Source organism: Martinezella sp. CNPSo 3795 (assembly GCF_057784475.1).
The window spans coordinates 52,378-71,857 of the sequence record NZ_JBXSOQ010000009.1 but is presented as its reverse complement, the minus strand read 5'-3'; the positions used below and the strand labels follow the sequence as shown (position 1 = coordinate 71,857).

Sequence of the window (19,480 nt, the reverse complement as noted above, 5' to 3'; positions counted from 1 at the left end):
GGTGGTTTCGACCAGCGAAAACGGCAAGGGTAGACTGGCGATCATCGCAGGCAGCGGGCTTTTGCCGGTTTACGTCGCCGACGCCGCTCGGCAGGCCGGTGAAAACCCCGTCATCATCGCTTTGACTGACGAGGCGGACCGCGATTGGTCCGCCTTCGATCATGCCAATCTCGGTGTCGGCAATTTTGCCGGTCTCGAAGCAATGTTCCGCCGACATGGCGTCGATCGCGTCGTCATGTCGGGCGGCGTGGCGCGGCGCCCCTCCTGGCGGCAGGTGCATCCGACCTGGCGCGTCATCAGGGAATTGCCCTCGACCATCCGCACGCTTCTTTCGGGCGGCGACAATGCCGTCCTGCAGATGGTCATTCGCCTGATCGAAGCCGGTGGCGTTCGCGTCGTTGGCGCGCATGAAATCGCGCCCGACCTTTTGGCGACGACCGGGCCGCTTGGAAAATTCTCGCCAGCGGAAGAGGATCTGCGCGATATTGCACAGGGTGCGAAGGCGGCCGATGCGCTGGGATTTCTGGATGTGGGGCAGGGCGCGGTCAGCGTCGGCGGCCGTGTCGTTGCGCTTGAAGGTGCCGAAGGCACGGACAAGATGATCGAGCGGGTTGCCGAACTGCGCGCGGCTGGGCGCATTTCCACCCGTCGGCGCGGTGTACTCGTCAAGCTCTGCAAGCCGCAGCAGGATATCCGGGCCGACTTGCCGTCAATCGGCGTCTCCACGATGTTGAATGCCAAGAAGGCAGGGTTAGCTGGTGTCGCCGTCGAAGCTGGCCGAGCTTTGATCCTCGATCGCCAGGCTGTGATCGCCGCTGCCGACGAGGCCGGTATTTTTGTCTGCGGCATCGATCGTGGCCTGAGCGCGGAGGGCTTCATGTGAGCGCAGCGCCCTTGAAGCTTGCCGTCGTTGCCGGCGAAGTCTCCGGCGATCTGCTGGGCGGCGATCTCGTCGCGGCCCTGAAGCGACGCCATGATGGTCCGGTCGAGCTGGTCGGGGTAGGCGGCGAGGCGCTGGAGGCGCAAGGTCTGCGCTCGCTCTTCGATTATTCCGAACTCTCAATCATGGGTTTCATCCAGGTCATCAAGCGATTGCCGAAGCTGCTGGCCCGCATCCGGCAGACGGCGGATGCGATTATTGCTGCAAAGCCGGACGTGCTTGTGATCATCGACAGCCCCGATTTCACGCATCGCGTTGCCAAGCGGGTGCGCAAGGCTTTGCCCGATCTGCCTGTTATCGATTACGTCTGCCCCAGCGTCTGGGCGTGGAAAGAATATCGCGCACAGCAGATGCTTGCCTATGTCGACCATGTGCTGGCCGTCTTGCCGTTCGAGCCTGCTGCCATGAAGCGCCTGGGCGGTCCGGCAACCACTTATGTCGGCCACCGCCTGACGGTCGACGCCAATCTTGCGGAGACGCGACGTCAGCGCGCCTTGCGCGGTCTGGCCGGCGCCGATGTGGCGAAGACGATCCTGCTTTTGCCCGGATCGCGTGCATCGGAGATCCGGCAACTCCTTCCGGTTTTTGAGCGGGCTACCGAAGAACTTAGCCGGAGAAATGATAATGTTCGTTTTCTGCTGCCGACCGTGCCGCGGCAGGAGGCGGTGGTTCGCTCTTTGACCGCCAATTGGCAGGTCAAGCCGGATATACTCGTCGGCCAAGATGCCAAATGGAGTGCCTTTGCCAAGGCGGATGCCGCCATGGCAGCCTCCGGAACGGTGATCCTGGAGCTGGGGCTTGCGGGCGTTCCGGTCGTCTCGACCTATAAGACGGAATGGCTGGCGAAATTCGTGCTGTCGCGCATCAAGATCTGGACGGCCGCCTTGCCGAACCTCATCGCCGACTATGCTGTACTGCCTGAGCTCATCAACGATGTTCTGCGGCCGGGCATGCTGGCACGTTATATGGAGCGCCTGTCGAGCGACACACCGGAGCGTGCGGCGATGCTTGCTGGCTACGATCTGGTCTGGGAACGGATGCAGACGGAGGAGCCGCCTGGCGACAAGGCTGCGCAGATTGTTCTGGACGTTCTAGCCCATAAAAAAACCGGTCATCTCTGACCGGTTTTTTTGTTTCAATACCGAAGCTTAGCGCTTGGAAACAGGCACATATTCGCGCAGCGGAGCGCCGGTGTAGAGCTGGCGCGGACGGCCGATGCGCTGATGCGGATCCTCGATCATTTCGTTCCACTGAGCGATCCAGCCGACGGTGCGGGCAAGAGCGAACAGAACGGTGAACATGGTCGTGGGGAAGCCGAGAGCCTTCAGCGTGATGCCGGAATAGAAGTCGACGTTCGGATACAGCTTCTTCTCGATGAAATATTCATCGGTCAGAGCGATACGCTCCAGTTCGATCGCGATGTCGAGCAGCGGATCGTCCTTGATGCCGAGTTCGCCGAGAACCTCGTGCGCCGTCTTCTGCATGATCTTGGCGCGCGGGTCGTAGTTCTTGTAGACGCGGTGGCCGAAACCCATCAGGCGGAACGGATCGTTCTTGTCCTTGGCGCGGGCGATGAATTCCGGAATGCGGTCGACCGTGCCGATTTCGTTCAGCATGTTCAACGCAGCTTCGTTGGCGCCACCGTGAGCCGGTCCCCAGAGGCAGGCAATGCCTGCAGCGATACAGGCAAACGGATTGGCGCCGGAAGAGCCTGCCAGACGAACCGTCGACGTCGAAGCGTTCTGCTCGTGATCGGCATGCAGGATAAAGATGCGGTCCATGGCGCGGGCCAGCACCGGATTGACGACGTATTCTTCGCACGGAACCGCAAAGCACATACGCAGGAAGTTCGACGCGTAGTCGAGGTCGTTCTTTGGATAAACGAAGGGCTGGCCGATATGGTACTTGTAGGCCATGGCGGCGAGCGTCGGCATCTTGGCGATCATGCGCAGGCTTGCGACCATACGCTGATGCGGATCGGTGATATCGGTGGAGTCGTGATAGAAGGCGGAGAGCGCGCCGACACAGCCGCACATGACGGCCATCGGATGCGCGTCGCGGCGGAAGCCGGTGAAGAAGCGCGACATCTGCTCGTGCACCATCGTATGGTGGGTCACGCGATAGTCGAAGTCCTTCTTCTGCGCTGCCGTCGGCAGTTCACCGTAGAGAAGGAGGTAGCAAACTTCGAGGAAATCGCCGTGTTCGGCCAGCTGATCGATCGGATAGCCGCGGTGCAGCAGAACGCCTTCGTCGCCATCGATGTAGGTAATGCTCGACTCGCACGACGCGGTGGAGGTGAAACCAGGATCGTAAGTGAAAGTGGAGGTGTTCTTATAAAGGGCACCAATATCAATGACACTCGGGCCGATGGTTCCGGTCTTGACCGGCAGGTCCACCGTCTTTTCACCCCAAGTTAGTTTCGCGCTTTGTTCCGTCATGCTGATCCTCCAAGATTTGGCGGGATTGACGCCATAAAAAGCGCCAAAAGGTTAAGCGACTACCGACTAGCTATATGATCCCGAGCCTAATGCCAAGTTATCCTAACGCTGAATTGTGCGATGCAGTATCAACTTTTGGGCACTGCAGAAGCGCCTTTAATTATGCTAGGCGGCGAAACCGGCCCAATTGAGCCCTGCTTGCGTCGATTTTGGTTGAATTCACCGCCTGCTGACGGCAAAAATCGCGTGAAAGCTGTAGTTTTGCGTGAGGACGGCGGCGAGTGCCTAATTTGGAGGCATCCGAGCAGCGGAAAGAGGGTGGGGACGTTGCTGCGCTCTCGCAGCCTCGCCCTGTTGTTGCCACGAATATCTTGCCCGCCGAAGTGCAGCGACGGGAACGGACGCAGGACCAGACGCGGCTGACATCCCGGCTGCTGCGGATATCAAGCCGCATTCGGCTTGGCACCTTCAGATTGATCGAAGAGGAGGCGGCCCATGGTCGCGCGATCCTGCTTGCGCCGATCTATATGGGCCTTGGTGCAATTTTCTGGTTCAAGGCTGGCAGCGATCCGCCTCCACAGGCTGTTCTTGCAGGCCTGTTGGTCTTTACCTGTGGCTTTGCGCTCATGCGGGAAGCAGGCAGGCTGTTTCGCCATCTGCTTTTTGCAGGCATGCTCCTTTGCCTGGGCATGGCGCTGGCGCAATGCGAGAGCTGGCGGGTTTCTACCGTCATGCTCGATTCGGCCGTGACCACGACCGTGACCGGTCAGATCGAACGACGGGAATCCTATGACAATGGACGCTGGCGCTATGTCGTTCGCGTCGAGGCAACGGAAAAGCCTTCTATTCGCCGTGCGCCCCAACGGGTCACGATTTTCGTGCGCAAGCAGGCGGAGCCGTTCGATTTGGGTGATCGGGTCCGGGGTAGGGCGCGCCTGACTCCTCCGGCAGGACCAGCGTTGACCGGTCTCAATGATTTCGCCTTCAGTTCTTATTTCAACGGTATCGGTGCGAACGGCTTTGCCTACGGAACCCCGGAATTGCTGTCGCCGTCCGGTGACAATGCTGCCGGCTCGTTATTGGATGCGGCCGATATCTGGCTCGCTGGCCTGCGCAACAGCATAGGTGACCGGATCAGGCAAACCTTGCCGGGAGATACCGGCGCCTTTGCCGCCGCCCTTGTCACCGATGAGAGACGCGCAATCTCCAAGGATACGACGGAAGCGCTGAGAATTGCCGGCCTGACCCATATCATTGCAATTTCCGGTCTGAACATGGCGTTGTCGGCCGGCATTTTCTACATCGGCCTACGCTACTTGTTCAGCCTGTTTCCCGGTGTCGCGCAGGCTTGGCCGACCAAGAAGTTCGCAGCCCTCGGCGCGCTTCTCACTGTAACGGCCTATTATCTCATCTCCGGCTTCGGTGTATCCGCCGAGCGTGCCTTCATCATGATGGCGATCATGCTCGTGGCCGTGCTTTTTGATCGACCATCCATCAGTCTGCGCAACGTCGCACTTTCTGCCATTGTCATTCTTGTACTGTCGCCGTCGCAAGTGCTCGGCCCGAGCTTCCAGATGTCCTATGCCGCAACGCTGGCGCTGGTGTCGGGCTATTCGCTCTGGAAACGGCGGCGGCATCGTGAAAACATCCTGCCGCGCCTTCGTGTACTAAGTCCGCTATTGTTCGTCACACGTTTCTTCGCAGGCGTGACGTCGACCTCGTTCATCGGTGGCGCATCGACCGCTATCTTCTCGATCGAGCATTTTCACCGGTTGGCGACATATGGGCTCGCCGCCAACCTTGCGGCAATGCCCGTCGTTTCTTTCATCGTTATGCCGTTCGGGATGATGGCGATGCTGCTCATGCCGCTCGGTCTCGACGGGCCTTTCTGGAAAGTCACCGGAGAGGGACTGGAACTCGTTATCATGATCGCAAGAACCGTAGCTGGTTGGGGAGGTGACATTACCTTCGGTCGCCAGCCGGCCTGGCTGATGCCCACATTCATTATCGGCTTCCTGATCATGAGCATATTGCGAACCCGGCTTCGCCATCTGGGCCTGCTATTATCGCTCTTGTCCATGGGCTTGGCGGCATTCGGATCTGGCGTACCGAAACCCGACCTGATGATCTCCGAAGATGGCGTCCTGGTCGCGTTGCGCCAGGACGATATACTCGCGACCAATCGCGAGAAACCGCAGGCCTTCATTTTCGAACAATGGCAAAAGGCACTGGTTGCGACGGACCATCAGCCTCCGACCATGCTCCCGGCTGACAGCCGACTTCCACAAATCGGCAAGGCAGATCGTTATAAGCGATTGAACAGTGAAGAACAGAAGGCGGTCCGCACGGCAATGGAGGAGGCCTTGGACCGTACCATGCAGGGCAGTTTTGCCTGCCAGAAAGGAGCATGGTGCGCGGCCATGCTTGAAAACGGCGCGATATTGGTCACTATCGAAAACGCGGCCTACCTGCCTGCGGCTTGCGACACGGGGAACATTATCGTGACGCCAATCCGGCTACGGCTCGACCATTGCCGTTCCGGAGCGATGCTCATAACCGGTGCGACATTGCGCAAAACAGGCTCCATCGAAATGGTGCTCACCGGAGACAAGCCCATCCTCTCAACCGCATTCGAGAACCCGCAGCGTCCCTGGACCAGGCATCGAACCTATGATTGGCGCACCGGCAAATTCGACGCGCCAATTGCGCCCACGTCACCCGCCATCGACAATTCACCGTTCAGTGATAGCGACGAATAAGGCCAACGAGCTTGCCTTGGACCTTCACGCGATCCGGTCCGAAGATGCGGGTTTCGTATGCCGGGTTTGCGGCCTCAAGCGCGATGGAAGCACCCTTGCGACGGAAGCGCTTCAGTGTCGCCTCTTCGTCATCGACGAGTGCAACGACGATATCGCCTGGATTGGCCGTCGTCGAATTGCGGATGATGACCGTATCGCCGTCGAAGATGCCGGCATCGATCATCGAATCCCCACGAACTTCAAGCGCATAATGTTCACCGGAGCCGAGCATGTCGGCGGGAACAGTGATGTCGTGCGTATTGTTCTGGATGGCCGAGATCGGAACACCGGCAGCGATCCGGCCCATTACGGGCACCGACGCCGAGCCATTGTGATCGTCATTTGCCACCTTCGACGGAGCGGGCGGGGCAACGGGCTGCGGCTTGCCAAGGCTGCCCTCGATAACGCTCGGCGAAAAGCCGCGGCGCTGCTGCAGGCTGGGATTATAGGCGTCGGGAAGCTTGATGACTTCGAGCGCTCTGGCCCGGTTCGGCAGCCGGCGGATGAAGCCCCGCTCCTCCAGCGCCGTGATCAGGCGATGAATACCGGATTTCGATGCCAGATCCAGTGCATCCTTCATCTCGTCGAAAGATGGCGGAACACCGGATTCCTTCATGCGTTCGTGAATGAAGAGAAGCAGTTCCTGCTGCTTGCGCGTCAACATCGTCTTGGAACCCCAGAATCAAGAAAAGCTGTGAAACAAATCCAGAACGGACACTATATGTTCCATATGTGTTCCGCAAGTGCTTAAATTTCGGTAAAGCCTTGTAGGGTCAGTTAAATAATTACGATTTACGAATGGACCGGCTCGGAACATCGGCGCGCTATATCTACGTTAACTTCCAGAAAAATAAGAAAAATGTCGTTCTACTCGCTTCCGCGACTTTGTCGTTCAGCCCGTGTGCCGAGCATTTGGATGAACGTGCCGCGCGGCTGCATGAGCCGGCCATGGCAGAGAATCAGCAATCACGTTTGCGAGATTGCCTTCGATCCATGTCGTGTACTCCGGGTGTTCATGCTTCCATCTTGAATTGCGCGGGCGATGGGCGCAAATCTGCTTCGGCAAGCAAACAGGAGAAGCCATGATTTCGTCTCCGCATCCGCTGGATCACCTCGTGCTGCCAACCGTCGACATCGCCTTGGCGCGCGAGCGCCTCGGCAAGCTCGGCTTTACGGTGGCTCCGGATGCGCGCCATCCCTTTGGCACACAGAATGCCTGCGTCTTTCTTGCCGATAAAACCTATTTAGAGCCTCTGGGCGTGGCATCGACGGAGCAGTGCGAAAAGAGCATCTTAGATGGCAACGTTTTCGTTGCTCGTGACCAGGCTTATCGCTTCCGGGTCGGCGAAAATGGCTTTTCGGCCGTGGTATTCGGTACGGATGATGCGGTGGCGGATGACGAGCGCTTCAAAGCAGCTGCGATTTCTGCGGGGCAGATGCTGGATTTCTCCCGTCCCATGAAGATGCCGGATGGGACGGAAACCACGGCCGGCTTTCGTCTTGCCTTCGCCGCCGATCTGCGCGCGCCGGATTTTCTCGCTTTCTGCTGTCAGCGCATCAATCCGCTGCCGGCTGACCGCAGCGTGCTCGAGCGTCACGAAAACGGCGTGACTGGTATCGCGCGGGTAGCGCTTTGCGCGCCGAAGCCGGCGGCCTATCGCGGCTTCTTCGAGGAGCTTGTCGGTGGCCCGCGCATTATGGAGCATTCCTTTGGCCTGACGATCAAGGCTGCCAATGCCGATCTGGAGATTTTGACGCCGGAAGGAATGGAGGCATTCTATGATCTACCTGTTCGCACGAATGATCCGGGGCTCAGAGCACGTGCAATCCTTTTCAAAACGCGCGATCTTTCCGTGACATCGTCGCATTTCACTGCTAACGGCGTCACCTATACGCGTAAGAACAATCGTCTATTGGCGAGGTTGGCACCCGGTCAGGGCGCATTGTTCGCCTTTGAGGAGATAATATGAGCACGAATTCGGAAGTCACCGTCGGCGAGGGTGCCTCCAAGGTCCTCTTTTCCAATACTGCAAAGCTGTCGCTGATTGCCGGCCCCTGCCAGATGGAAAGCCGCGACCATGCGTTCATGGTTGCCGGCGTCCTGAAGGAACTCTGCGGCAAGCTGGGCATCGGCCTTGTCTACAAGTCCTCCTTCGACAAGGCGAACCGCACATCGCTGTCAGGCAAGCGTGGCATCGGCCTGGAAAAGGCGCTGGAAGTCTTTGAAGACCTGAAGAAGGAATATGGCTTTCCGGTTCTGACCGATATCCATACGGAAGAGCAGTGCGCCATCGTTTCCAAGACGGTCGATATCCTGCAGATCCCTGCTTTTCTGTCGCGCCAGACCGATCTTTTGGTTGCAGCCGCCAAGACCGGCCGCGTGGTCAACGTCAAGAAAGGCCAGTTCTTGGCGCCGTGGGACATGAAGAACGTGCTTGCCAAGCTGAACGACAGCGGCAACCCGAATATTCTTCTCTGCGAGCGCGGTGCCTCCTTCGGCTACAACACGCTGGTCTCGGATATGCGCTCGCTGCCGATCATGGCGGCGATGGGCGCGCCCGTCATCTTCGATGCGACCCATTCCGTGCAGCAGCCTGGCGGGCAGGGCGGCTCGACCGGCGGCGACCGCCGCTTCGTCGAGACGCTGGCGCGCGCGGCCGTCGCTGTCGGCGTTGCCGGTCTCTTCGTGGAGACGCATGAGGATCCCGACAATGCACCGTCCGACGGCCCAAACATGGTCTATTTGAAGGATATGCCACGGCTTCTGGAGAAGCTGCTGGCCTTCGACGCCATCGCCAAGGCTTGAAACGTAGCCGGCATTCAACAGGCTGACATGAATTTACGTTACGGGCCTGCAGGAGTGCCAAATCGCGGCGCGGATCGCCATTGTAATTTCCGCGCCTTCGATTAAGACGATTTAAATCGATTTATAAACCAGCGAGCAGGAAGCTATCATGACCGCAATCACCGACATTATCGCCCGCGAGATACTCGACAGCCGTGGCAATCCGACTGTCGAAGTCGATGTCTACCTCGAAGATGGCAGCTTGGGCCGCGCGGCGGTTCCGTCGGGCGCATCGACCGGCGCGCATGAAGCCGTCGAGCTTCGCGACGGCGGCAAGCGCTACCATGGCAAGGGTGTCGAGAAGGCCGTCGAAGCCGTCAATTCGGAAATCTTCGACGCCATCGGCGGCATGGACGCCGAAAACCAGATCCAGCTCGACAACATCATGATCGAGCTTGACGGCACGCCGAACAAGTCGCGCCTTGGTGCAAACGCTATCCTCGGCGTCTCGCTGGCCGTCGCCAAGGCTGCTGCCCAGAGCGCCAACCTGCCGCTCTACCGCTATGTCGGCGGCGCTCATGCCCGCCTGCTGCCGGTTCCGATGATGAACATCATCAACGGCGGCGCCCATGCCGATAACCCGATCGACTTCCAGGAATTCATGATCCTGCCGATCGGCGCTGACTCGATCCGCGAAGCTGTCCGCATGGGTTCGGAAGTTTTCCATGTGCTTAAGAAGGAACTGGCATCGCAGGGCCATAACACCAACGTCGGTGACGAAGGCGGTTTCGCACCCGGCCTTTCCAGCGCGCCGGCAGCTCTCGACTTCATCATGAAATCAATCGAAAAGGCCGGCTACAAGCCGGGCGACGAAATCGCTCTCGGCCTTGATTGCGCCTCGACCGAATTCTTCAAGGACGGCAAGTACGTTCTCGAAGGCGAAGGCCGCACGCTGGAATCCGGCGCCATGGCTGAATACCTCGCAGAACTCGCAGCCAAGTACCCGATTGTTTCGATCGAAGACGGCATGGCTGAAGACGACTGGGAAGGCTGGAAGACCCTGACTGACCTGATCGGCAAGAAGACCCAGCTCGTCGGCGACGACCTGTTCGTCACCAACTCCGCTCGCCTGCGCGACGGTATCCGCATGGGCGTTGCCAACTCGATCCTCGTCAAGGTCAACCAGATCGGCTCGCTGACCGAAACTCTCGACGCCGTCGAAACCGCACACAAGGCCAACTACACCGCCGTCATGTCGCACCGCTCGGGCGAAACGGAAGATTCCACGATCGCCGATCTCGCCGTTGCCACCAACTGCGGCCAGATCAAGACCGGCTCGCTGTCGCGTTCCGACCGTCTTGCCAAGTACAACCAGCTCATCCGCATCGAGGAAGCGCTCGGCCCACAGGCAAAATATGCCGGCCGCTCCATCCTTCGTGGCTGATATCTGACCTGTCGGATCCATCCGGATCCACGGCAAAATTATTACTTGGATTGAACCGCGCCTTCGGGCGCGGTTTTTTGTTGGTCCCGACTGTTAGAGTCAACGGACGGTTAATCTCTGCGGGTTAAATTAGTTCTAGGTGTTTGATTTGATGTGATCTTGTTCGAAGCGCATTGGCTTTGGGGAGATCGCGTAAAGCCAGAGCGTGACGAGCGAGTATGTGGACAAAGTATCATAAGAAGAGAAGGTTCGGCCGTCTCATCCTTCCCGCCATCACCATCGCTTTCGTGAGCTACTTCGGTTATCATTGCATTCATGGTGATTACGGCCTGAAGGCGACCGAAGTTTTCGAGCAGCGTCGCCTCGACCGCGCCAAGGAATTGGCTGATCTCGTCGCCAAACGCGAACACCTTGAAAAGGAGGTCGCGCTGTTGAGTGACGGCTCTCTGGATAAGGATATGCTCGATCAGTATGCACGCTATCAGTTGACCTATTCCAAAGCGAACGAGATCGTCATCTTCAACAAATAGCCATAATTAACCGAATTTCGGTTAATCGCGTTTTTGTAAGTTATATCAATGACTTGCGAAGAATATGAGCCATGCAATTATAGCATTGCTGTGGCGGGCAATCTTCCCTATGTTACGCCTCACCATAAAACGAGGCTACTCACACAGGGAGGGTTGAATGGCGCCGCGAAAAAACGCGACCGTTTCCAGCCGTAAGACAGCATCAAGGCCTGCCAAGGAAACCAATGGCGGCCCGATCGCAGATTTCGATCGTGATGCGGAGCTCAAGGCTTATCGTGAGATGCTCCTGATCCGCCGCTTTGAAGAGAAGGCCGGCCAGCTTTACGGCATGGGCTTCATCGGCGGCTTCTGTCACCTTTACATCGGCCAGGAAGCTGTCGTCGTCGGCATGCAGATGGCGCTGAAGGATGGCGATCAGGTCATCACCGGCTATCGCGACCACGGCCATATGCTGGCGACCGGCATGAGCGCCCGTGGCGTCATGGCCGAGCTCACCGGACGCCAGGGCGGCTATTCCCGAGGGAAGGGCGGCTCCATGCACATGTTCTCCAAGGAAAAGAATTTCTACGGCGGCCACGGCATCGTCGGCGCCCAGGTTTCGCTTGGCACCGGTCTCGGCTTTGCCAATTGGTACCGCGGCAATGACAATGTCAGCGTCGCCTATTTCGGTGACGGCGCCGCCAACCAGGGCCAGGTCTACGAAAGCTTCAACATGGCGCAGCTCTGGAAGCTGCCCGTGATCTTCGTGATCGAAAACAACCGCTACGCCATGGGCACCTCGACGGCTCGCGCCACCGCGCAGGCCGATTTCTCCAAGCGCGGTGCGTCCTTTGGCATTCCCGGCATCCAGGTCGACGGCATGGATGTTCGCGCCGTCAAGGCTGCGGCTGACGAAGCCGTTGCGCATTGCCGCTCCGGCAAGGGCCCGATCATTCTGGAAATGCTGACCTACCGCTACCGCGGTCACTCCATGTCCGACCCGGCGAAGTACCGTTCCAAGGATGAAGTGCAGAAAATGCGCTCCGAGCACGACCCGATCGAGCAGGTCCGTATCCGCCTGCTCGAAAAGGGCTGGGCAACCGAAGACGATCTGAAGGATATCGACAAGGATGTCCGCGACATCGTCGCCGACAGCGCCGATTTCGCCCAGAACGATCCAGAGCCGGATGCATCCGAGCTCTACACCGACATTCTGCTCTAAATCGGGGAGGGACACTATGCCCATCGACATTCTCATGCCCGCCCTTTCTCCGACGATGGAAGAGGGTACCCTTTCGAAATGGCTCAAGAAGGAAGGCGATAAGGTCGTTTCCGGTGACGTCATTGCCGAAATCGAAACCGACAAGGCCACCATGGAAGTGGAAGCCGTCGACGAAGGCACGATCGGCAAGCTGCTGATCGACGCCGGCACCGAAGGCGTCAAGGTCAACACCAAGATCGCCATCCTCTTGCAGGACGGCGAATCCGCTGACGCCATTTCGTCCGCCAAGGCTGCACCTGCCGCCGAACCGGCAAAGACCGAGGCGCCTGCCGCTGCTGCTCCGGCACCTGCTGCACCGGTTCCGGCTCAGCCGAAGACCGCTGCTCCTGCTGACCCGGAAATTCCGGCCGGCACCGAAATGGTGTCGATGACGGTGCGTGAAGCGCTGCGCGATGCCATGGCCGAAGAAATGCGCGCCAACCCGGACGTCTTCGTCATGGGTGAAGAAGTCGCCGAATATCAGGGCGCCTACAAGGTGACCCAGGGTCTGCTTCAGGAATTCGGCGCACGCCGTGTGATCGACACCCCGATCACCGAGCACGGCTTTGCCGGTATCGGTGTCGGTGCTGCGATGGCCGGCCTCCGCCCGATCGTCGAGTTCATGACCTTCAACTTCGCCATGCAGGCGATCGACCAGATCATCAACTCCGCCGCCAAGACGCTCTACATGTCCGGTGGCCAGATGGGCGCCCCGATCGTCTTCCGCGGTCCGAACGGTGCTGCTGCCCGCGTCGGCGCTCAGCACAGCCAGGATTATGCCGCTTGGTATAGCCACATTCCGGGCCTTAAGGTCGTCATGCCCTACACGGCAGCCGACGCCAAAGGCCTGCTCAAGGCTGCCATCCGCGATCCGAACCCGGTCATCTTCCTTGAAAACGAAATTCTCTACGGTCAGCATTTCGATGTGCCGAAGCTGGATAATTTCGTACTGCCGATCGGCAAGGCCCGCATCCACCGTCCGGGCAAGGATGTTACCGTCGTCTCCTTCGGCATCGGCATGACCTATGCCACCAAGGCCGTCGCCGAGCTGGAAGCCCAGGGCATCGATGTCGAACTCATCGATCTGCGCACCATACGCCCGATGGATCTTCCGACGATCATCGAATCGGTCAAGAAGACCGGCCGCCTGGTCACCGTCGAGGAAGGCTATCCGCAGTCCTCCGTCGGCACGGAAATCGCCACCCGCGTCATGCAGCAGGCTTTCGATTATCTCGATGCGCCGATCCTGACGATCGCTGGCAAGGACGTACCCATGCCATACGCCGCCAACCTCGAAAAGCTGGCGCTTCCGAGCGTCGCCGAAGTGGTCGATGCGGTGAAGGCCGTTTGCTACAAATAAGGGGAGGGCTCATCGATGCCTATCAACATCACCATGCCTGCCCTCTCGCCGACCATGGAAGAGGGCAACCTCGCCAAGTGGCTGGTCAAGGAAGGCGACAAGATCAAGTCCGGCGATGTCATCGCCGAGATCGAGACTGACAAGGCAACGATGGAAGTCGAGGCTGTCGATGAGGGCACCGTCGCCAAGATCGTCGTTCCTGCCGGCACCGAAGGCGTGAAGGTAAACGCCCTGATCGCTGTGCTTGCCGCCGATGGCGAAGATGTCGCTGCTGCAGCGTCCGGCGCTGGTGCCGCTGCTGCTCCGGCCGCGAAGGAAGCTCCGAAGGCGGAAGCAGCACCTGCTGCGGCCCCGGCTCCGGCAAGCGCTTCTGCTCCTGCCGCACCCGCTCCGGCTCCCGTTGCATCGGCTCCGGCAGCGAACGACGGTCATCGCACCTTCGCTTCGCCGCTCGCTCGCCGTCTTGCCAAGGAAGCCGGCATCGATGTGGCGGCCGTTTCCGGCACCGGCCCGCATGGCCGCGTGGTGAAGAAGGACATCGAAGCTGCGGTTTCCGGCGGCACGGCCAAAGCTGCGCCTGCAGCAGCACCGGCTGCTCAGCCGGCTGCCGCTGCTGCTCCGGCAGCGCCGAAGGGCATGTCCGACGACGCCGTCCTCAAGCTGTTCGAGCAGGGTTCCTACGAGCTCGTGCCGCATGACGGCATGCGCAAGACCATCGCCAAGCGCCTGCAGGAATCCAAGCAGACGATCCCGCACTTCTATGTCTCGGTCGATTGCGAACTCGATGCGCTGTTGGCGCTCCGTACGCAGCTCAATGATTCCGCTCCGAAGTCGAAGGACGGCGTGCCGGCCTACAAGCTCTCGGTCAACGACATGGTCATTAAGGCACTGGCGCTGGCACTGCGCGACGTTCCGGATGCCAACGTCTCCTGGACCGACAGCGCCATGGTCAAGCACAAGCATGCCGATGTCGGCGTTGCCGTCTCGATTCCGGGCGGCCTGATCACGCCGATCATTCGCAGCGCCGAGCAGAAGACGCTCTCCACCATCTCGAACGAGATGAAGGACTACGGCAAGCGCGCCAAGGAGCGCAAGCTCAAGCCCGAGGAGTATCAGGGCGGTACGACTGCGGTGTCGAACATGGGAATGATGGGCGTCAAGAACTTCGCCGCCGTCGTCAACCCGCCGCATGCAACCATCCTGGCCGTCGGCGCGGGCGAGCAGCGCGTCATCGTCAAGAAGGGCGAAATGGTAATTGCCAACGTGATGACCGTCACGCTGTCGACCGACCACCGCGCCGTCGACGGTGCGCTCGGCGCCGAGCTCCTGGCAGCCTTCAAGGGCTACATCGAAAATCCGATGGGGATGCTCGTCTGAGCTTTGGCAACACGGAGGGCATGAATGACCAAGACTGTTCTGTGTTACGGCGACTCGCTGACATGGGGCTACAGTGCCGAAACGGTCGGCCGTCATGCCTATGAAGATCGGTGGCCGAGTGTCTTGCAAAAGGCGCTCGGCAACCAAGTGCGCGTGATCCCAGAAGGATTGAACGGCCGCACGACCGCGTTCGACGATCATCTCGCCGATTGCGACCGCAACGGCGCGAGAATCCTGCCGACGATCCTGCAGTCTCACAATCCGCTGGATCTCGTCATCATCATGCTCGGCACCAACGACATGAAGCCGGTCGTCGCCGGTTCGGCCTTTGCCGCTCTGCAGGGCATCAGCCGCTTGGTCCAACTGGTGCGCAATCACGCCTGGGGGTTCGACTACGAGGTGCCCGATATCCTCATCGTCGCCCCGCCGGCAATCACCGAGACAGCCAATGCCGCTTTTGCGGCAAGCTTTCTCGGCGCGGTCAAGGAATCGAGCAAGCTGCCGACGCTCTATAGCGACCTGGCAGATGAACTGGGTTGCGGCTTTTTCGATGCCAATACGGTTGCCGTCACCACGCCGCTCGATGGCGTTCATCTCGATGCGGAAAACACCCGGGCGCTCGGTCGCGGCCTCGAGCCGATCGTGCGGATGATGCTCGGTCTCTGATAGATTCAAGGCGCCGGCTTCGATCCGCCGCCACCAATAAGGCAGGAAACACATGGCTGAGAATTACGACGTCATTATCATCGGCTCCGGCCCGGGCGGTTATGTCGCCGCCGTGCGCGCCGGTCAGCTTGGCCTGAAGACCGCGATCGTCGAGCGCGAGCACCTGGGCGGCATCTGCCTCAACTGGGGCTGCATTCCCACGAAGGCGCTGCTCCGTTCGGCTGAAATTCTCGATCATTCCAACCATCTGAAGGATTACGGCCTCGTTCTCGAAGGCAAGGTGAGCGCTGATGTGAAGGCCGTGGTTGCCCGCTCGCGCGGCGTCTCCGCTCGCCTCAATCAAGGCGTCGGTTTCCTCATGAAGAAGAACAAGGTCGATGTGATCTGGGGCGAAGCCAAGATCACCAAGCCCGGCGAAATCGTTGTCGGCAAGTCGACCAAGCCGGTCGTCGAGCCACAGCATCCGGTGCCGAAGAACGTCAAGGGCGAGGGCACCTACACCGCCAAGCACATCATCGTCGCGACCGGCGCCCGTCCGCGTGCACTGCCCGGCATCGAGCCGGATGGCAAGCTGATCTGGACCTATTTCGAAGCGTTGAAGCCGGATTTCCTGCCCAAGTCGCTGCTCGTCATGGGCTCGGGCGCGATCGGCATCGAATTCGCGAGCTTCTATCGCTCCATGGGCGTCGACGTTACCGTCGTCGAAGTCATGCCGACGATCATGCCGGTTGAAGATGCCGAAATCTCCGGCATCGCTCGCAAGCAGCTCGAAAAGCGCGGCCTGAAGATCTTCACCAAGGCGAAGGTCACGAAGGTCGATAAGGCGGCCAACAGCATCACCGCCCATGTCGAGACGGAAGACGGCAAGGTTCAGCAGATCATTGCTGACCGGATGATCTCCGCGGTTGGCGTACAGGGCAACATCGAGAATCTCGGCCTCGAGGCGCTCGGCGTGAAGACCGACCGTGGCTGCGTCGTCATCGATGGCTACGGCAAGACTAATGTCCCCGGCATTTACGCCATCGGCGACGTTGCCGGCCCGCCGATGCTCGCCCACAAGGCCGAGCACGAGGGCGTCGTCTGCATCGAGAAGATCGCCGGTCTGCCGAATGTTCATCCGACCGACAAGGGCAAGGTTCCGGGCTGCACCTATTGCCAGCCGCAGGTTGCCTCCGTCGGCCTGACCGAAGCCAAGGCCAAGGAACTCGGCCGCGATATCCGCGTCGGCCGCTTCTCCTTCGTTGCCAACGGCAAGGCGATCGCGCTCGGCGAGGATCAGGGCCTCTGCAAGGTCATCTTCGACAAGAAGACCGGCGAACTTCTGGGTGCGCACATGGTCGGCGCCGAGGTTACCGAACTTATCCAGGGTTTCGTCGTCGCCATGAATCTGGAGACGACGGAAGAAGAGCTGATGCACACGATCTTCCCGCATCCGACCGTTTCGGAAACGATGAAGGAAGCCGTACTGGACGCCTACGGCCGGGTGCTGAACGCTTGATAATTTCCTGCCATGCTCTTTATCCAAGGGGTGGAAAACAGGAAGGGAAATCAACATGTCTATCACGACGGAAGGTTGGATCGTCTTTCTTCTCATCGGCCTGGTCGCGGGTTTTCTCGCGAGCCTGATCGTTGGAGGAGGCGGGCTCATCAGTTGTCTGGTGAGCGGCGTGATCGGCGCTTTCGTGGGCGGTTTCCTGTTCCATTATTTCGGGATATCGCTCGGCATTGAAAATGCGCTTGTGGTGGAGATCATCCATGCCACGGTCGGCGCAATCATCGTGGTGCTCTTGGCGAGATTGATCGCCTAGAGCATCATCATTAAGACGCAAGGCGATGCCCGACGGAACTGTCCTGAAGGGCGCCCGAACGAGGGTTTGATGGAAAGCGTAGGTTGGCTGGGTCTGATCATCATCGGCGGTCTTGCGGGCTGGCTCGCGGGCAAGCTGATGGATGCGCGTTACGGCATCATCCTGAACATCATCCTCGGCATTGCCGGTTCGGTCGTGGCTGCAGCGCTAATGGTGGCCCTGCATGTCGGCGTTCCCGGCGGCCGTCTCGGCTTTTTCATCACCGGTTTCATCGGTGCATGCATTCTGATATTCCTCGCCAAATTCGCTCGGCGATGAAGGGCCGCATTTCAAGCGGCGGAAAGTAGACGTTCCATGGTCACTATTCTCGACACGATCAACCCGGACGCAAAGCGCGTGCGACACCCGGAAAAGGCGCATCGGCCGGATACGGAAGTCATGCGCAAGCCGGACTGGATCCGCGTGAAGGCGCCGACATCGAAGGGCTATGCCGAGACCCGCTCGATCGTGAAGGAGCACAAGCTCGTCACGGTCTGCGAGGAAGCCGGCTGCCCGAATATCGGCGAGTGCTGGGATAAGAAGCACGCCACCTTCATGATCATGGGCGAGATCTGCACACGCGCCTGTGCCTTCTGCAACGTCGCGACCGGCAAACCGAACGCGCTCGACATGGCCGAGCCGGAAAACGTCGCCAAGGCCGTCAAGCAGATGGGCCTTAGCCACGTCGTCATCACCTCCGTCGACCGCGACGATCTGGAAGACGGCGGCGCCGAGCACTTCGAGAAAGTCATCTGGGCGATCCGCGCCGCTTCGCCCTCGACCACGATCGAGATCCTGACGCCGGACTTTTTGAAGAAGCCGGGCGCTTTGGAGCGCGTCGTCGCCGCCAAGCCGGACGTCTTCAACCACAATCTGGAAACTGTGCCCGGCAATTACCTGACGGTTCGCCCCGGCGCGCGCTACTTCCACTCCGTCCGCCTCCTGCAGCGGGTCAAGGAACTAGACCCCACCATGTTCACCAAGTCCGGCATCATGGTCGGTCTCGGCGAGGAGCGGAATGAAGTGCTGCAGCTGATGGACGATCTGCGCACCGCTGACGTTGACTTCCTGACCATCGGCCAGTATCTGCAGCCGACGCGCAAGCATCATCAGGTCATGAGCTTCGTCACGCCGGAAGAGTTCAAGTCCTATGAGACGGTGGCCTACAGCAAGGGCTTTCTGATGGTCGCTTCCAGCCCGCTGACGCGCTCGTCCCATCATGCTGGTGACGATTTCGAGCGGCTTCGTGCTGCCCGCGAAAAGAAGCTGCTGCTGGCTGCCGAATAAACCGAACAAGATTCATTTTGGGATTCGAAAGAACCGCGGCGATTGTGCTGCGGTTTTTGTTCGCGCTGTCATCTCTTTGTCATTGACGCGGCCTAAGGAACACGCCGCCGTTTGTCACCGGTATCGGCGCTTTCGATTCGATTATGGAGCTGGACCGTGGAGCAGATCGTCGCGCCGCATGCGCTCGTCCGTGCCGTCGATATCGATGAGGCGGCACGCATCGTCGAAAAAGCAGATCGTATTCTCATCATTGGCTGTTCCGGCACAGGCAAGAGCACGCTCGCGCAGGCCATCGCGTCGCTGCGTGGGTTGACCTATGTTTCGATGGATCGCGATATCTTCTGGCTGCCCGGCTGGAAATCGCGCCCGCGCCCGGAAGCCATCGTGCTGATCGAGCAGGCGGTTGCCGGACCACGCTGGATCATGGACGGCAACAGCCCCGGAACCTTGCCCTTGCGGCTGCCGCGCACCGACCTCGTTATATGGCGACGCCCACCGCGATACGTGGCACTCCGCGGTGTGATTTCGCGCTGGCTGCGCTACCGCGGCCGGTCGCGGCCCGAAATGGCGCCCGGATGCCCCGAGCGGCTGGATTGGAAATTCCTTCGTTATATCTGGACGTTCGAGCGAGAAGAAGCACCGCAGTTTCAGGAGATGCTGGCACGGTACGGCAGCCATGTGCCTGTTGTGACGTTGAAATCCTACAGCGACGGTGAGGAATTGCTGTCACGCTTTCGAAGCAAGATCTGAGAGGCTGTGTGATGGATC

18 protein-coding genes are annotated in these 19,480 nt (G+C 59.7%); 16 read left to right on the top strand and 2 right to left on the bottom strand.

The window, feature by feature from the left end:
- The first annotated feature begins 1 nt into the window (after position 1).
- Positions 2–883 (top strand): LpxI family protein, encoded by an 882-nt coding sequence (locus AC13QY_RS22860; RefSeq protein ID WP_113352588.1) that lies wholly within the window; start codon positions 2–4, stop codon positions 881–883.
- Positions 880–2,061 carry a lipid-A-disaccharide synthase gene (lpxB, locus tag AC13QY_RS22855; protein WP_113352587.1) on the top strand — a complete coding sequence of 394 codons (1,182 nt, stop codon included), beginning with the start codon at positions 880–882 and terminating at the stop codon, positions 2,059–2,061. The genes AC13QY_RS22860 and lpxB overlap by 4 nt, the downstream gene beginning before the upstream one ends.
- A gap of 27 nt (positions 2,062–2,088) precedes the next feature.
- On the opposite strand, the gene gltA is transcribed toward lpxB, so the two are convergent.
- Positions 2,089–3,378 carry a citrate synthase gene (gene gltA, locus AC13QY_RS22850; RefSeq protein WP_015339806.1) on the bottom strand — a complete coding sequence of 430 codons (1,290 nt, stop codon included), beginning with the start codon at positions 3,376–3,378 and terminating at the stop codon, positions 2,089–2,091.
- A 281-nt stretch (positions 3,379–3,659) separates the two neighbouring features.
- Here gltA and AC13QY_RS22845 point away from each other — a divergent pair, with 281 nt between their 5' ends.
- Complete coding sequence (locus AC13QY_RS22845) at positions 3,660–6,137, top strand: ComEC/Rec2 family competence protein (protein ID WP_488493945.1); 2,478 nt, start codon at positions 3,660–3,662, stop codon at positions 6,135–6,137.
- Here AC13QY_RS22845 and lexA read toward each other — a convergent pair.
- Positions 6,118–6,840 (bottom strand): transcriptional repressor LexA, encoded by a 723-nt coding sequence (gene lexA / locus AC13QY_RS22840; RefSeq protein WP_112338327.1) that lies wholly within the window; start codon positions 6,838–6,840, stop codon positions 6,118–6,120. The two genes, AC13QY_RS22845 and lexA, sit on opposite strands and share 20 nt — an antisense overlap.
- Before the next feature lie 418 nt (positions 6,841–7,258).
- On the opposite strand from lexA, the gene AC13QY_RS22835 reads away from it, so the two are divergent.
- The 13 genes from AC13QY_RS22835 to AC13QY_RS22775 all read left to right on the top strand — a co-directional run bounded on the left by AC13QY_RS22835 (position 7,259) and on the right by AC13QY_RS22775 (position 19,462).
- A complete protein-coding gene (locus AC13QY_RS22835; protein WP_152094203.1) occupies positions 7,259–8,146 on the top strand; it encodes a VOC family protein in 888 nt (295 codons plus the stop codon).
- Complete coding sequence (gene kdsA / locus AC13QY_RS22830; RefSeq protein ID WP_113352583.1) at positions 8,143–8,982, top strand: 3-deoxy-8-phosphooctulonate synthase; 840 nt, start codon at positions 8,143–8,145, stop codon at positions 8,980–8,982. The genes AC13QY_RS22835 and kdsA overlap by 4 nt, the downstream gene beginning before the upstream one ends.
- Positions 8,983–9,130: 148 nt before the next feature.
- Positions 9,131–10,405 (top strand): phosphopyruvate hydratase, encoded by a 1,275-nt coding sequence (eno, locus tag AC13QY_RS22825; RefSeq protein WP_095434816.1) that lies wholly within the window; start codon positions 9,131–9,133, stop codon positions 10,403–10,405.
- A gap of 218 nt (positions 10,406–10,623) precedes the next feature.
- On the top strand, positions 10,624–10,935 hold the full coding sequence (locus tag AC13QY_RS22820; protein ID WP_113333723.1) for an FtsB family cell division protein: 312 nt from the start codon (positions 10,624–10,626) through the stop codon (positions 10,933–10,935).
- A gap of 157 nt (positions 10,936–11,092) precedes the next feature.
- On the top strand, positions 11,093–12,136 hold the full coding sequence (pdhA, locus tag AC13QY_RS22815; protein ID WP_113333724.1) for a pyruvate dehydrogenase (acetyl-transferring) E1 component subunit alpha: 1,044 nt from the start codon (positions 11,093–11,095) through the stop codon (positions 12,134–12,136).
- A 16-nt stretch (positions 12,137–12,152) separates the two neighbouring features.
- Complete coding sequence (locus AC13QY_RS22810) at positions 12,153–13,535, top strand: pyruvate dehydrogenase complex E1 component subunit beta (RefSeq protein WP_113333725.1); 1,383 nt, start codon at positions 12,153–12,155, stop codon at positions 13,533–13,535.
- A 15-nt stretch (positions 13,536–13,550) separates the two neighbouring features.
- Positions 13,551–14,912 (top strand): pyruvate dehydrogenase complex dihydrolipoamide acetyltransferase, encoded by a 1,362-nt coding sequence (locus AC13QY_RS22805; protein ID WP_113352582.1) that lies wholly within the window; start codon positions 13,551–13,553, stop codon positions 14,910–14,912.
- A gap of 24 nt (positions 14,913–14,936) precedes the next feature.
- Positions 14,937–15,578, top strand: coding sequence for an SGNH/GDSL hydrolase family protein (locus tag AC13QY_RS22800; RefSeq protein ID WP_113352581.1), 642 nt, complete (start codon positions 14,937–14,939; stop codon positions 15,576–15,578).
- Positions 15,579–15,630: 52 nt separating this feature from the next.
- Positions 15,631–17,076, top strand: a complete 1,446-nt coding sequence (gene lpdA, locus AC13QY_RS22795) for a dihydrolipoyl dehydrogenase (protein ID WP_113352580.1) — start codon at positions 15,631–15,633, stop codon at positions 17,074–17,076.
- Between the two features lie 55 nt (positions 17,077–17,131).
- Positions 17,132–17,386, top strand: coding sequence for a GlsB/YeaQ/YmgE family stress response membrane protein (locus AC13QY_RS22790; protein ID WP_112340824.1), 255 nt, complete (start codon positions 17,132–17,134; stop codon positions 17,384–17,386).
- Positions 17,387–17,455: 69 nt separating this feature from the next.
- Entirely contained in the window at positions 17,456–17,704 is a 249-nt protein-coding gene (locus tag AC13QY_RS22785; RefSeq protein WP_037201967.1) for a GlsB/YeaQ/YmgE family stress response membrane protein, read from the top strand.
- A 36-nt stretch (positions 17,705–17,740) separates the two neighbouring features.
- A complete protein-coding gene (gene lipA / locus AC13QY_RS22780) occupies positions 17,741–18,712 on the top strand; it encodes a lipoyl synthase (RefSeq protein ID WP_113333730.1) in 972 nt (323 codons plus the stop codon).
- A 156-nt stretch (positions 18,713–18,868) separates the two neighbouring features.
- Positions 18,869–19,462, top strand: a complete 594-nt coding sequence (locus AC13QY_RS22775) for a P-loop NTPase family protein (protein ID WP_113352579.1) — start codon at positions 18,869–18,871, stop codon at positions 19,460–19,462.
- Positions 19,463–19,480 lie beyond the last annotated feature (18 nt).